The organism is Achromobacter sp. UMC46 (assembly GCF_014170335.1).
Classification (GTDB): domain Bacteria; phylum Pseudomonadota; class Gammaproteobacteria; order Burkholderiales; family Burkholderiaceae_B; genus Achromobacter.
In genome coordinates, this window is the sequence record NZ_LZZS01000026.1 from 183989 (window position 1) to 197351 (window position 13363).

11 protein-coding genes are annotated in these 13363 nt (G+C 63.5%); 2 read left to right on the top strand and 9 right to left on the bottom strand.

What is annotated here, in order from left to right; all coding sequences use genetic code 11:
* Positions 1-19: 19 nt before the first annotated feature.
* The 4 genes from A9973_RS19175 to rpsO all read right to left on the bottom strand — a co-directional run bounded on the left by A9973_RS19175 (position 20) and on the right by rpsO (position 4631).
* Positions 20-1237 carry a threonine ammonia-lyase gene (locus A9973_RS19175; protein WP_183015285.1) on the bottom strand — a complete coding sequence of 406 codons (1218 nt, stop codon included), beginning with the start codon at positions 1235-1237 and terminating at the stop codon, positions 20-22.
* Positions 1238-1252: 15 nt separating this feature from the next.
* Positions 1253-1978 (bottom strand): hypothetical protein, encoded by a 726-nt coding sequence (locus tag A9973_RS19180; RefSeq protein WP_183015286.1) that lies wholly within the window; start codon positions 1976-1978, stop codon positions 1253-1255.
* 126 nt (positions 1979-2104) lie between these two features.
* Positions 2105-4267, bottom strand: coding sequence for a polyribonucleotide nucleotidyltransferase (gene pnp, locus A9973_RS19185; RefSeq protein ID WP_183015287.1), 2163 nt, complete (start codon positions 4265-4267; stop codon positions 2105-2107).
* Positions 4268-4361: 94 nt separating this feature from the next.
* Positions 4362-4631, bottom strand: a complete 270-nt coding sequence (rpsO, locus tag A9973_RS19190; RefSeq protein WP_006223612.1) for a 30S ribosomal protein S15 — start codon at positions 4629-4631, stop codon at positions 4362-4364.
* Positions 4632-4943: 312 nt separating this feature from the next.
* Here rpsO and A9973_RS19195 point away from each other — a divergent pair, with 312 nt between their 5' ends.
* Positions 4944-5462: a hypothetical protein gene (locus tag A9973_RS19195; protein ID WP_183015288.1), complete on the top strand. Its 519-nt coding sequence runs from the start codon at positions 4944-4946 to the stop codon at positions 5460-5462.
* A 74-nt stretch (positions 5463-5536) separates the two neighbouring features.
* Here A9973_RS19195 and pssA read toward each other — a convergent pair whose 3' ends face one another.
* The 4 genes from pssA to A9973_RS19215 form a co-directional block, all read right to left on the bottom strand.
* On the bottom strand, positions 5537-6310 hold the full coding sequence (gene pssA, locus A9973_RS19200; protein WP_183015289.1) for a CDP-diacylglycerol--serine O-phosphatidyltransferase: 774 nt from the start codon (positions 6308-6310) through the stop codon (positions 5537-5539).
* A 168-nt stretch (positions 6311-6478) separates the two neighbouring features.
* Positions 6479-7495 carry a ketol-acid reductoisomerase gene (ilvC, locus tag A9973_RS19205; RefSeq protein WP_006223609.1) on the bottom strand — a complete coding sequence of 339 codons (1017 nt, stop codon included), beginning with the start codon at positions 7493-7495 and terminating at the stop codon, positions 6479-6481.
* A 75-nt stretch (positions 7496-7570) separates the two neighbouring features.
* A complete protein-coding gene (gene ilvN, locus A9973_RS19210; protein ID WP_006223608.1) occupies positions 7571-8062 on the bottom strand; it encodes an acetolactate synthase small subunit in 492 nt (163 codons plus the stop codon).
* Positions 8063-8072: 10 nt separating this feature from the next.
* Complete coding sequence (locus tag A9973_RS19215; RefSeq protein ID WP_370539509.1) at positions 8073-9842, bottom strand: acetolactate synthase 3 catalytic subunit; 1770 nt, start codon at positions 9840-9842, stop codon at positions 8073-8075.
* A gap of 427 nt (positions 9843-10269) precedes the next feature.
* On the opposite strand from A9973_RS19215, the gene A9973_RS19220 reads away from it, so the two are divergent.
* Complete coding sequence (locus tag A9973_RS19220; protein ID WP_183015291.1) at positions 10270-12495, top strand: FUSC family membrane protein; 2226 nt, start codon at positions 10270-10272, stop codon at positions 12493-12495.
* 80 nt (positions 12496-12575) lie between these two features.
* On the opposite strand, the gene yaaA is transcribed toward A9973_RS19220, so the two are convergent.
* On the bottom strand, positions 12576-13349 hold the full coding sequence (gene yaaA, locus A9973_RS19225; protein WP_183015292.1) for a peroxide stress protein YaaA: 774 nt from the start codon (positions 13347-13349) through the stop codon (positions 12576-12578).
* Between the last annotated feature and the right edge of the window lie 14 nt (positions 13350-13363).

Below are 13363 nucleotides of genomic sequence, written 5' to 3' on the forward strand. Positions count from 1 at the left end.
CCGCCCCTGACGGCGGTTCTTAGTGATCGTGGTTGCTAGCCGCGAAACCCGCGGCGTTCAGGATGTCGATCACTTCCAAGATATGCTCCGGCCCGCGCGTCTGCAGCACAAAATCGACTTCCACGTTGCGTACCGGCAATGAGGTGAACGCGCGCTGGTGATGCACTTCGGTGATGTTGGCCTGGGCATCGGCAATCAGCTTGGTAGCGTGGGCCAACGCGCCCGGCAGGTCGCGCAAGTCCACGCGGATGCGGGCCAGGCGCCCGGCGCGCACCATGCCGCGTTCGATCAGTTCGCCCAGCATCAGCGGGTCGATGTTGCCGCCCGTCAACACCAGACCGATGCGCTTGCCCTTGAAGCGGTCGCTGCCCGCTTCCTGCGCGCGCAGCAGCGCAGCCAGGCCAGCGGCCCCGGCGCCTTCCACCACGGTCTTCTCGATTTCCAGCAGCACCACGATGGCGTGCTCGATATCGCTTTCGCTGACCAGTTCGATCTGGTCGACCAGTTGGCTGACGATGGGTTGGGTCAGCGCGCCCGGCGACTTCACGGCAATGCCTTCGGCAATGGTGTACTGACCCTGCGGCATGGATACGCCCTTGACAGCCGCGTACATCGACGGGAAGCGTTCGGTCTGCACACCCACGATCTCGATGCCGGGCTTCAAGGCCTTGGCGGCCGTGGCGATGCCCGAGATCAGGCCGCCGCCGCCGATGGCGATGACCAGCGTGTCCAGCTGAGGTTGGTCTTCCAGCATTTCCAGCGCAACGGTGCCCTGCCCCGAAATGACGGCTTCGTCGTCATAGGGGTGGATCATGATCAGGCCGCGCGCTTGCGCCAGCTCGTAGCCGTGGGCCTTGGCGTCGTCGAAGGTGTCGCCCGCCAGCACCACTTCGGCGCCGAAGCGGCGCGTGTTGGCCACTTTGACCGTGGGGGTGAAGCGCGGCATCACGATCACGGCCGGCACGCCCATGCGCTGCGCATGGTAGGCCACACCCTGGGCATGGTTGCCGGCCGACACCGCGATCACGCCCTTGGCGCGCTCGTCGTCCGACAGGGTCAGCATGCGGTTCAACGCGCCGCGCTCCTTGAACGACGCCGTGAACTGCAGGTTCTCGAACTTCAGCCAGATTTCGGCGCCGAAGATGTCGGACAGCGTGCGCGACAGGGTGAAGGGGGTCTTCAGCACCTGGCCGCGCAAATTTTCGCGGGCGGTCTGGATAGAGGCGATATCGATCACGATGGGTAGATCCTGTTAGCGCACAGGCAGGAAATTGAACAGCAGCAGGCCCTGCGCGTAGTTGATCCCGATGCGCCGCGAATTCTCGCCGAGCAGATTGGCGATCAAGTCCAGCCGGCCGATGATGGCGCCGAACTCGCGCTCGAAGCTCAGGTTCGTCGCGTTGGGAGACATTTCATTGGCCAGCAATAGGGGCTCGCCTTGATTGTTGCGGCGCGACGCCAGCAGCCAGGCGGCGGCCTCGACATTCCGTGCAGCATTGTAGACCCGCTGGCCGTCCAGCGCGTCGGTGGCGTACAGCCGGGTCTTGCCGTTGTGGGCCGCGATGATGGTGTCGGCCAGGCCGTAGATGAAGGCGCCGACGCGGTCGCCGGTGTAGTTGGGGTCAAGCGACACGGCCAGGATCTGGATGTCGCGCAGGCCGGCCAGGTCGCTGGGCGGGATGCGGACTTCGATGGCGTGCTTGACCAGGTTCACGGCCGCCTTCTGGTCCGCCGCGCCGGTCTTGCGCCATTCGCGGGGATTGCGGCGGTAAAGCTTGTCCAGCAGCGAATACAGGCTGGTCAGGTTGTCGCGAACTTCCAGGGTGACGGTGCGGTTGAAGTCGGTCTGCCCGAATTGGTCGGCGGACATGCCTTCGCTATTGGGTCCGCGCTGGCCCGGGCCCGGGCTGCTCATGCAGCCGGCCAGCAGCGCTGTCAGCAGCGCCGCCGCGGTCGCGGCTCCTGGCCATCCCGTCATGGTTTCCCCATCCTCTCCCCCGTCTTGCGCAAGACTTTACAGGAAAGCCGGGCAGAGTTGGAGGTTACAGGGCCCCATGAAAAACGGCGCCTTGCGGCGCCGTTTTCGTTCAATCAGCCTGCCAGCTTATTCAGCTTGCGGTTCCGATTGGGGGGCAGCTTCGGTCGCGGCAGCAGGCTGCTGCGCCTCGATGCCGCCGATCGCCTTGATGGACAGGCGCAGGCGGCCCTTGTCGTCGGCCTCGATGATCTTGACGCGGACTTGCTGGCCGACCTTCAGCACATCGTTGATGTTCGCGATGCGGTAGTTGGCGATTTCCGAGATGTGCAGCAGGCCGTCACGGCCCGGCAGCACTTGCACGATGGCGCCGAAGTCCAGCAGACGCAGCACCGAGCCTTCGTAGATCTGGCCCACTTCGACGTCGGCGGTCAGTTCGACGATGCGGCGCTGGGCTTCTTTGGCCTGCGCTTCGTCGACGCTGGCGATCACGATCGTGCCGTCGTCGGAGATGTCGATCTGCGTACCGGTCTCTTCGGTCAGCGCGCGGATGGTGGCGCCGCCCTTGCCGATCACGTCGCGGATCTTCTCGGGGTTGATCTTGATGGTCAGCATGCGCGGGGCGAAAGCCGAGAGCTCGCCACGCGAACCGTCCAGCGCTTCCTTCATCTTGGTCAGGATGTGCAGGCGGCCTTCGCGGGCTTGCGCCAGCGCCACTTGCATGATTTCCTTCGTGATGCCCTGGATCTTGATGTCCATCTGCAGTGCGGTGACGCCGTTTTCGGTGCCCGCGACCTTGAAGTCCATGTCGCCCAGGTGATCTTCGTCACCCAGAATGTCGGTCAGCACGGCGAACTTGCCGCCGTCCAGGATCAGGCCCATGGCCACGCCGGCCACGTGATCCTTGACCGGCACGCCGGCGTCCATCATGGCCAGCGAGCCGCCGCAGACCGAAGCCATCGACGACGAGCCGTTGGACTCGGTGATTTCCGACACGATGCGGATCGTGTACTGGAAGTCTTCAGGAGCCGGCAGCAGCGGAATCAGCGAGCGCTTGGCCAGACGGCCGTGGCCGATTTCGCGGCGCTTGGGCACACCGATGCGGCCCGTTTCGCCGGTGGCGAACGGAGGCATGTTGTAGTGCATCATGAAGCGGTCGCGGTATTCACCCATGAGCGCGTCGATGATCTGTTCGTCTTGCTTCGTGCCCAGCGTGGCCACGACCAGCGCTTGCGTTTCACCACGGGTGAACAGCGCGCTGCCGTGTGCGCGGGGCAGCACGCCCAGACGCACGCTGATGGGGCGCACGGTGCGGGTGTCGCGGCCGTCGATACGCGGTTCGCCGTTCAGGATCTGGCCGCGGACGATGGCCGATTCCAGCGAGAACATGATGTTGTCGACGGTCACGGCGTCCGGCAGCGACGCGCCCTTTTCAGCGGCGGCGGCAGCCAGCTTGGCCGACACGTCAGCCGACACTTCGCGCAGCTTGGCGGTACGGGCTTGCTTTTCGCGGATCTGGTAGGCGGCGTTCAGGCCTTCCTGGGCAGCCGAGGTCACGGCGGCGATCAGGGATTCGTCCTTGGCCGGCGCTTGCCAATCCCAATCGGGCTTGCCAGCGTCCTTCACCAGTTCGTGAATGGCGTTGATGACGGCCTGCATTTGCTCGTGGCCGAAGACCACGCCGCCCAGCATGATTTCTTCGGACAGCTGTTGGGCTTCCGATTCCACCATCAGCACGGCGTTTTCCGTACCGGCGACCACCAGGTCCAGCTTGGACGACTTCAGTTGCGAAGCGGTCGGGTTCAGCGCGTATTGGCCATCGATGTAGCCCACGCGGGCGGCGCCGATGGGGCCGTTGAACGGGATGCCCGAAATGGCCAGAGCGGCCGAGGCGCCGATCATGGCGGCGATGTCGGGATCGATCTCGGGATTGACCGACAGCGTGTGGATGACCACTTGGACTTCGTTGTAGAAGTCTTCAGGGAACAGCGGACGCAGCGGACGGTCGATCAGGCGCGAGGTCAGCGTTTCCTTTTCGGACGGCTTGCCTTCACGCTTGAAGAACCCACCCGGAATACGGCCGGCAGCGTAGGTCTTCTCAATGTAGTCGACGGTCAGCGGGAAAAACGTTTGACCCGGCTTGGCCTTCTTGGAAGCCACGACGGTGGCCAGGACGACGGTGTCCTCGATCGACACCACAACGGCGCCGGATGCCTGGCGAGCGATTTCGCCAGTTTCCAGAACGACCGTATGCTGGCCGTATTGGAACGATTTTGTCACTTTGTTGAACATGACGATTATTCCTTACAAATGAAAAACCGTGGCCGTCGCGACAATACGTCGCACCGACCACGGTTATTGCGTCATGGGGAGCCAGCCCCGTCGATCACTTACGCAGACCGAGTTTTTCGATCAGAGCGCGGTACGAATCGGGATTGCGGCCCTTGAGATAGTCGAGCAGCTTGCGGCGACGGCTGACCATACGCAGCAGACCGCGGCGCGAGTGATGGTCCTTCATGTGTTCTTTGAAGTGACCAGTCAGTTCGTTGATACGGGCGGTGAGCAGAGCCACCTGAACTTCGGGGGAGCCGGTATCGCCTTGAGCGCGTTGGAACTGCGCAACGATATCGGATTTCTTGATGTCAGCTACAGACATTGATGACCTCTTCGGACATGCGACAGGGCCGAGGTGCCCTGACGTGGTTTGGAAAAAATTTGCGTAAATCCCGGCGATAAGCGTTTTTGCTTTCTCACTGCTGCTTCAATAGCTGTGAAGAAGGCCCTCTGAACCTACTATGAAGGCGGCTTCCTCTACAGCCGGACTGCCGGCGCAAAGCATCTTGCAAAATCAATACACTTGATAAAGCTCGATGATTATAGCTGATTCGCTAGAATTACCCCAGAGCCGGTTTCGGCTGGCAGGCAGTGGCCGGCAACTGCCCGGCAGGCGCCCCAGAGGAGCAAAGTTATGTCCAAATATTACAAAACAGCCCGCATCACCCTTGCCTCGCTGGCCCTGACCGGGCTTGCCGCATGCGCCAACCTGGCCCAGGTGCCACCCGGCACGCCCTACGCCGACGTGCTGACCCAGTTTGGTAAGCCCAACTTCGAATGCCCGCAGGCAGGCGGCGGGCGACGCGTCATCTGGACGCAACAGCCGATGGGCCAGTACGCCTGGGGCACCAACGTAGGCACCGACGGCCGCGTGGGACAGGTGGTGCCCCTGCTGACCGACGCCCACTTCAAGGTGCTGGAAGCCGGCGACTGGGGCCCCGACCGCGTGCGCTGCGAATTCGGCCCGCCGGCCCGCATCGAAGAAACCGGCCTGGGTGAAAAGCGCGAAGTCGTGTGGTCGTACCGCTACAAGGAAAACGGGGTCTGGAATTCGCTGATGTACGTCTACATGAGCCGCGACGGCAGCAAACTGACGCACTTCCACCCCGGACCCGACCCCATGTACGACGACGAGAAGTTCATGTGGCGCTGACGCCACCCGGTTCCAGAAACGCAAAACCCGCCGATCCGGCGGGTTTTGTCGTTTTGCCTTGAAGGGCGGAGCGATCAGGAAGACTGGCCGCGACGCTCTTGCGTCAGGCGGCGCGCCTTGTTCCAGCGCCAGCCCCACATGATCCAGCCCGACAGGCCATACAGCACGAACAGGCCGAACAGCACGACCGGGGGGTCGCTGGACACGAACACGAACACGGCCACCACCAGCAAGATGCCCCAGAACGGCACGCTGCGGCCCAAGGCGAAGCTCTTGCCGCTGAAGAACGGCGCGTTCGACACCATGGTGATGCCGGCGTACATGGTCAGCGTGAACGCCACCCAGGCCATCAGGCTGTCATGGATGGGCAGCTTGTTGTCCACGGCCAGCCAGACGAAACCCGCCACCAGCGCGGCCGCGGCCGGGCTGGGCAAGCCCTGGAAATAGCGTTTGTCGACGACGGCGATATTGGTATTGAACCGCGCCAGACGCAACGCGGCCCCGGCCACGTAGACGAAGGCGGCCAGCCAGCCCCAGCGGCCCAGGTCGTTCAGGATCCATTCGTACATGACCAGCGCGGGCGCCACGCCGAAGGACGTCATGTCCGACAGCGAGTCGTATTGTTCGCCGAAGGCGGACTGCGTATTGGTCAGCCGGGCGACCCGGCCATCCATGCCGTCCAGCACCATGGCCACGAAAATGGCGATGGCGGCGACTTCGAAGCGGTCGTTCATGGCCTGCACCACGGCATAGAACCCCGCGAACAACGCCGCGGTGGTGAATGCGTTGGGCAGCAAGTAGATGCTTCGGTGGCGGTTCTCGGAATCGCGCATGGAAAAATTGGGCATGGTCTCAATAACTTACAACGGACTGTGAAAGGTTAACCCATCTGGCCCCGCTTGCGGGCCAGAGCAAGCCGCGTTCCTGAGCAATAAACCAAGAAAAAGCGGCATGCCCTCGCAGGCATGCCGCTTTGACCGCTTGCACGCGGGGAAACCCCCGCGCCAGGCTCACGATCAGTTCTTGGACTTGTCCACCAGCTTGTTGGCGGCGATCCAGGGCATCATGGCGCGCAGCTTGCCGCCCACTTGCTCGATCTGCGATTCCGCGTTGATGCGGCGGCGCGAGGTCAGGGTCGGGGCGCCGGCGGTGTTTTCCAGGATGAACTTCTTGGCGTACTCGCCGGTCTGGATGTCCGTCAGGCACTGGCGCATGGCTTTGCGGGTTTCGTCGGTGACGATCTTCGGGCCCGTTTCGTACTCGCCGAATTCGGCGTTGTTCGAAATCGAGTAGTTCATGTTGGCGATGCCGCCTTCATAGATCAGATCGACGATCAGCTTCAGTTCGTGCAGGCATTCGAAGTACGCCATTTCGGGCGCGTAGCCGGCTTCCACCAGCGTGTCGAAACCGGCCTTGATCAGTTCGACGGTACCGCCGCACAGCACGGCTTGTTCGCCGAACAGGTCAGTTTCGGTCTCTTCGCGGAAGTTGGTTTCGATGATGCCGGCGCGGCCGCCGCCGTTGGCGCTGGCGTACGACAGGGCCACGTCACGCGCGGCGCCCGACTTGTCCTGGTATACGGCCACCAGGTGGGGCACGCCGCCACCTTGCTTGTACGTGTTGCGCACCGTGTGGCCCGGGGCCTTCGGGGCGATCATGATGACGTCGATATCTTCGCGCGGCACGACCTGGCCGTAGTGGACGTTGAAGCCGTGAGCGAAAGCCAGGGCGGCGCCCGCCTTGATGTTGGCGTGCACTTCCTTGTTGTAGACCGAAGCGATGTTCTCGTCGGGCAGCAACATCATGACGATGTCGGCGGACTTGACGGCATCGGCCACTTCTTTGACTTCCAGGCCGGCGTTGGCGGCCTTGTTCCACGAAGCGCCGCCCTTGCGCAGGCCGACGATGACCTTCACACCCGATTCATGCAGGTTCTGCGCGTGCGCATGGCCTTGCGAACCGTAGCCGATGATGGCGACGGTCTTGCCTTTGATGAGGGACAGATCGCAGTCTTTGTCGTAGAAAACTTTCATGGTTGTGCTCCAGATTCCAATATTTTGGATATTCGATGGTTCAGATGTAGGGTGCGGCTTGGCCTGGAAGGCCGGTCAAATCTTCAAAATCCGTTCACCGCGTCCGATGCCGGACACGCCGGTGCGTACGGTTTCAAGGATGGCACTGCGGTCCAGGGCTTCCAGGAAGGCCTGTACTTTTTCCTGCACCCCGGTCAATTCGATGGTGTAGGACTTGTCGGTCACGTCGATGATGCGGCCGCGGAAGATGTCCGCCATGCGCTTCATCTCTTCGCGTTCCTTGCCGACGGCGCGCACCTTCACGAGCATCAGCTCGCGCTCGATGTGGGCGCCTTCGGTCAGGTCCACCACTTTGACGACATCCACCAGGCGATTCAAATGCTTGGTGATCTGTTCGATGACCTCGTCGGAACCGGTCGTGACGATGGTCATGCGCGACAGGGTGGAGTCCTCGGTGGGCGCCACCGTCAGGGTCTCGATGTTGTAGCCCCGCGCGGAAAACAGCCCCACCACGCGCGACAGCGCGCCGGGTTCGTTCTCGAGGAGGACGGAAATCACGTGCTTCATGGTGGCCTCCTTACAGGTCTTCAGAGCCAAGCAGCATTTCGGTCAGCCCGCGTCCGGCCTTGACCATCGGCCACACGTTTTCGGTGCGGTCGGTGATGAAGTCCAGGAAGACCAGGCGTTCCTTGTGCTTGCCGAACGCTTCGCGCAGCGCGGGTTCGACATCCGCCGGACGCTCGATGCGCAGACCCACGTGGCCATAGGCCTCGGCCACCTTGACGAAGTCGGGCAGCGAATCCATGTAGGACTCGGAATAGCGCGAGCCGTAATCGATCTGCTGCCATTGCCGGACCATACCCAGAAAACGGTTGTTCAGGCAGACGATCTTGGGCGTCAGGCGGTACTGGTGGCAGGTCGACAGTTCCTGGATGTTCATCTGGATCGACGCTTCGCCGGTGATGACGGCGACGTCGTGCCCAGGGTTGGCCATCTGTACGCCCATCGCGTACGGCAGCCCCACCCCCATGGTGCCCAGGCCGCCGGAGTTGATCCAGCGGCGCGGCTTGTCGAACTTGTAGTACTGGGCCGCCCACATCTGGTGCTGGCCCACGTCGGAGGTGACGAAAGCGTCGCCGCCGGTCACTTCCCAGAGCTTTTCCACCACGTACTGCGGCTTGATCACTTCGTCCGAGTTGGCGAACTTCAGGCATTCCTTGCCGCGCCACGTCTCGACCTGCTCCCACCATTTGGCGATGGGGGCCGGCTTGTGCTCGGCCGCGGCGATCTCGTATTGCGCGCTGAGGTCGGCCAGCACGTCCTTGACGTTACCGACGATCGGGACGTCCACGCGCACGCGCTTGGAGATCGACGAGGGATCGATATCGATATGGATGATCTTGCGGGCGTTCTGCGCGAAGTGCTTGGGATTGCCGATCACGCGGTCATCGAAACGAGCCCCGATGGCCAGCAGCACGTCGCAGTGCTGCATCGCCATATTGGCTTCGTACGTGCCGTGCATGCCGGGCATGCCCACGAACTGGCCGCTGCTGGCCGGGTAGCCGCCCAGACCCATCAGGGTACTGGTGCAGGGCGCGCCCAGCTGCGACACGAGCTTGTTGAGCTCGGGCGCGGCGTTCGACAGAATGACCCCGCCGCCCGTGTAGATCATCGGCCGCTCGGCGGCCAGCAGCATCTGCACGGCTTTCTTGATCTGCCCCTGGTGGCCCTTGTTGACGGGCGCATAGGAACGCATCGAGATCTCGCCCTTGGGCGGCGTGTACTTGCACTGCGCGACGGTGATGTCCTTGGGGATATCCACCAGCACCGGGCCGGGACGGCCCGTGCGCGCGATGTAGAACGCGCGGCGCATGGTTTCGGCCAGGTCCTTGACGTCGCGCACAAGGAAGTTGTGCTTGACGCAGGGACGCGTGATGCCGACGGTGTCGCATTCCTGGAAGGCGTCCTCGCCGATGGCCGCAGTGGGCACTTGCCCGCTGATGATGACCATGGGGATGGAATCCATATAGGCGGTGGCGATGCCGGTGACGGCATTGGTCACGCCCGGGCCGCTGGTCACGAGGCAGACGCCGACCTTTTGCGACGAGCGCGAATAGGCATCGGCGGCGTGCACGGCGGCTTGCTCGTGACGAACCAGGATATGCTGAAATTTGTCTTGCTTGAAGATCGCGTCGTAGATGTACAGCACTGCGCCGCCGGGATAGCCGAAAACGTGTTCCACGCCCTCATCGGCCAGGCAGCGCACGACGATATCGGCGCCATTCATTTCCATGTTGTATTTCCTTTCAGTACCGGCCCTGCAACCCTGACTGCTGCTCGCCCGGATACGGCGGCAACGGAACCCATACCGGCTACGACAACATGATCCGGCGCTTTGCGGCTCACGGAGCCACGCCACCCGGACACCCTGCCGACCCGGCACACGCTCGACAGAACGCAGTGCAAACGCCCCTTGGGGACGCTGGAGGTCGAAATGGAAGCTTTGGCAACACACGCTTGTGGCGCGGCCAACAGCAGGTATCACTGCGGCAGGATGGCTGGGAGGTGACCCTGACCATCCGCCTCAACGCGCCGGTATCGGATAGGCAGACCGACGCAAGAGATGGAATTTACCGCGTTGCGTCAAAGGTAGCAAATCGAGGTTTCAGGACCGTTGCACGGGCGATGCAGGGAAACTCCGGTAACGATCCGACCCCAAAAATCCGAACGACCTCTCTATACTTATCCGGTCGCCCACCGTCCGCCGCCGCCCCATGGATTTGCGCATTGCCAGCATCCGCCGCTTCCTCTACAGCCACTACTTCTTCGGAGGGGTGCGCCAGGGGGTCGGCATGCTGTTGCCCGTGCTGGTGCTGGGCGGCATCTTCGGCAACTACACGACTGGGCTGGTCGCGACGTTCGGCGCGCAGTGCCTGGCCATCATCGACCAGCCGGGCGGGCCGCAGCGCCACCGCACCAACGAGATGCTGGGCGGCGCCGCGCTGGGCACGCTGACCGTCATCATCACCGGGCTGGCGTCCACGCATCCGGTGATGATCTGGCTGGTCGTCATCGCGCAGTGTTTCGTCTATTCGATGTTCACCGTGTTCGGCAAGCGGGGCGGGCTGATCGGCTTTGCCGGCCTGCTGCTGATGACCTTGACCATGCACTCGCCGCTGGAACCGCACGAGGTCCTGGCGCACGCCGCCGCCACGCTGGGCGGCGCCCTGTTCTACGTGGTGTTCAGCCTGGGTTTTTCGCGCCTGTTCTGGCTGCGCGAGGAACAGCAGGCCATGTCGGTGGCGCTGTTCGCCACCGGCGACTATGTCGCCGCCCGCGCCGCCTTCTACGACGCCACCGCCGACCTGGACGAGGCCTACCGCACGCTGATCCAGCGCCAGTCCGTCATGACGGAAAAGCACCAGGCCGCCCGCGACATGGTGCTGCGCGCCCTGCCCCGCGGCAAAGGCCTGGGCGACCGCCAGCGCGTGATGATCTGGAACATGTTCGTCGACATGCTGCAGCTGCTGGACACGCTGGTGGCCACGCACACCGACTACGCCGCGTTGCGCCGCACCCTGGCCGGCAACGACTGCCTGATGTTCATGCGCGACGCCCTGGTGAAGATGTCCCTGGAGCTGAACCGCATCGCGCTGGACGTGTCGCGCGGGCGCCAGGTGCAGTACCGCAGCAGCGCCCGCGCCGAACTGCGCGCCATCGAATACGAGATCGAACAGCTCAAGCAGCAGGGCCTGGGCGAACGCGAACCCGAAATGCTGGCGCTGATCATCCAGGTGCTGCGCCGCCTGCGCAATTCCGCCCGCATCGTCGACCGGCTGGCGGACCACACTGCGGCCTCGCCGGACGCCAAGCCCACCGACGTGCTGCGCATCAACAAGTCGTTGACCCGCTTCATCTCGCGCCAGGAATTCCGTTTCGGCCTGCTGACCAGCAACCTGCGCCTGGACTCCCCGCATTTCCGCTATGCGCTACGCGTGACGGCAGCAGCTGCCATCGCCATGACGCTGGCCAGCCGCTGGCTGTCGCCGGCGTTCTCGGCGCACAACTACTGGATCATGCTGACCATCGTCATCATCATGAAGCCCGGTTTCGCGCTGACGCGGCAGCGCAACGGCTGGCGGTTGGGCGGCACGCTGATCGGCTGCATCTGCGCGCTGCTGCTGTTCAACGTGACCGACCGGCCCGAAATCCTGTTCGCCGTGCTGCTGGGCGCCTGCATCATGGGCAACAGCCTGGTGCAGCTGAACTACATGGCCAGCGCCATCTTCAACACGCTTTTCGTGGTGCTGGTGTTCCACTTCGTCTCGCCGGGCACGGTGTCCATGTCCGTGATCGGCGAACGCGCCATCGACACGCTGCTGGGCTGCACGCTCGCGCTGGTGTGCAGCTACATCCTGCCGTGGTGGGAAGCCCGCTACCTGAAGCCCCTGGCCGCCGCCGCCACGCGCGCCAACCGCGAATACCTGATCGCCGGCCTGCGCTACGCCGATGCCATGCAGGCGCATGGCGCGCCGGTGGGCGACGCCGCGGCCGAGACCCCGGCGGTCATCGATGCCGACCTGGCCTGGCGTCTGGCGCGCAAGAACGTGCACATCGCGTTCAGCAACTTCGCCGAGGCCTTCTACCGGATGATGAGCGAACCGAAATCGCACCAGGTCAGCGTGCCCGAGCTCAACAACCTGCTGATCCAGAACCACGTGCTGGCCTCGCAGATCACCGCGGCGATCCCCATCCTGGCGGCCTTGCCGAAAACGCCCGAGGCGGTGCAACTGGCCATGAACGGCATGGTCGACCTGCTGGACGAACGCCGCCCCGAGATCGCCGCGAACCTGCCCACGCAGTTCGACACCGAAGGCGAACAGGCCGCGCTGGTCTACCCGGTCAAGCAGATGCTGAAGGCGTCCCACATGATCCGGCAAGAACTGCAGGCCTTGGCCGACCCGACGCACGCGCCGCCGGTGGCGGCCGTGGCGTCTTGATCGCAACGGTCCTTGCGCGATAAAAAAAGCCGGCCTGGAAACAGGCCGGCTTTTGCTTGGGGCGGCGATCCGCCCCGGGATCAGTCCAGCTTGCGCCGGAACACCAGCTTGTCTTCCGACGACGCCGACGCGTCATACGCGTAGCCTTCCAGGTCGAAGCCGTGCAGGCCTTCGGGCTTGGCAACCTTGTGCTGGATCGCGTAGCGGGCCATCAGGCCGCGCGCGCGCTTGGCGTGGAAGCTAATGATCTTCCAGGCGCCGCTCTTCCAGTCCTGGAACACGCACTGCACCACGCGGGCCTTCAGCGTCTTCAGGTCGACCGACTTGAAATACTCTTCGGACGCCAGGTTGACGATCACCGGCGATTTCTTGCCTTCCTGGCGCTCGTTCAAATAGCCCGCAATGGTCGAGCCCCAATACTCGTACAGGTTCTTGCCCTTGGGCGTCTGCAGCCGCGTGCCCATTTCCAGGCGGTACGGCTGCATCAGGTCCAGCGGCCGCAGCACGCCGTACAGGCCGCTCAAGATGGCCACGTGTTCTTGCGCCCAATCCAGCTGCTTGGCCGACAGGGTCGACGCGTCCAGCCCTTCATACACGTCGCCGTTGAAGGCCAGCACGGCCTGGCGCGAATTGGCCAGCGTGAACGTGCGCTTCCAGTGGGCGTAGCGCTGCGCATTCAGCTCGGACAGCGCCGGGCTCAGGCTCATCAGTTCGGAGATATCGTCCGCGGACTTGGTCTTCAGCACCTTGATCAGGCCGGCGGCCTGGTCCACGAACAGCGGCTGGGAGTGCGTCTCGATATGCAGCGGCGAGTCGTAGTCCAGCTTCTTGGCGGGGGAAAGCAGAAACAGCATTCGGGGATTCCTTT

Bases quoted from the DNA above. Each gene is read 5' to 3' on its own strand.
- yaaA (WP_183015292.1), bottom strand. From the start codon at position 13,349: ATGCTGTTTCTGCTTTCCCCCGCCAAGAAGCTGGACTACGACTCGCCG.
- A9973_RS19195 (WP_183015288.1), top strand. From the start codon at position 4,944: ATGTCCAAATATTACAAAACAGCCCGCATCACCCTTGCCTCGCTGGCC.
- pssA (WP_183015289.1), bottom strand. From the start codon at position 6,310: ATGCCCAATTTTTCCATGCGCGATTCCGAGAACCGCCACCGAAGCATC.
- A9973_RS19180 (WP_183015286.1), bottom strand. From the start codon at position 1,978: ATGACGGGATGGCCAGGAGCCGCGACCGCGGCGGCGCTGCTGACAGCG.
- pnp (WP_183015287.1), bottom strand. From the start codon at position 4,267: ATGTTCAACAAAGTGACAAAATCGTTCCAATACGGCCAGCATACGGTC.
- A9973_RS19220 (WP_183015291.1), top strand. From the start codon at position 10,270: ATGGATTTGCGCATTGCCAGCATCCGCCGCTTCCTCTACAGCCACTAC.
- ilvN (WP_006223608.1), bottom strand. From the start codon at position 8,062: ATGAAGCACGTGATTTCCGTCCTCCTCGAGAACGAACCCGGCGCGCTG.
- ilvC (WP_006223609.1), bottom strand. From the start codon at position 7,495: ATGAAAGTTTTCTACGACAAAGACTGCGATCTGTCCCTCATCAAAGGC.
- rpsO (WP_006223612.1), bottom strand. From the start codon at position 4,631: ATGTCTGTAGCTGACATCAAGAAATCCGATATCGTTGCGCAGTTCCAA.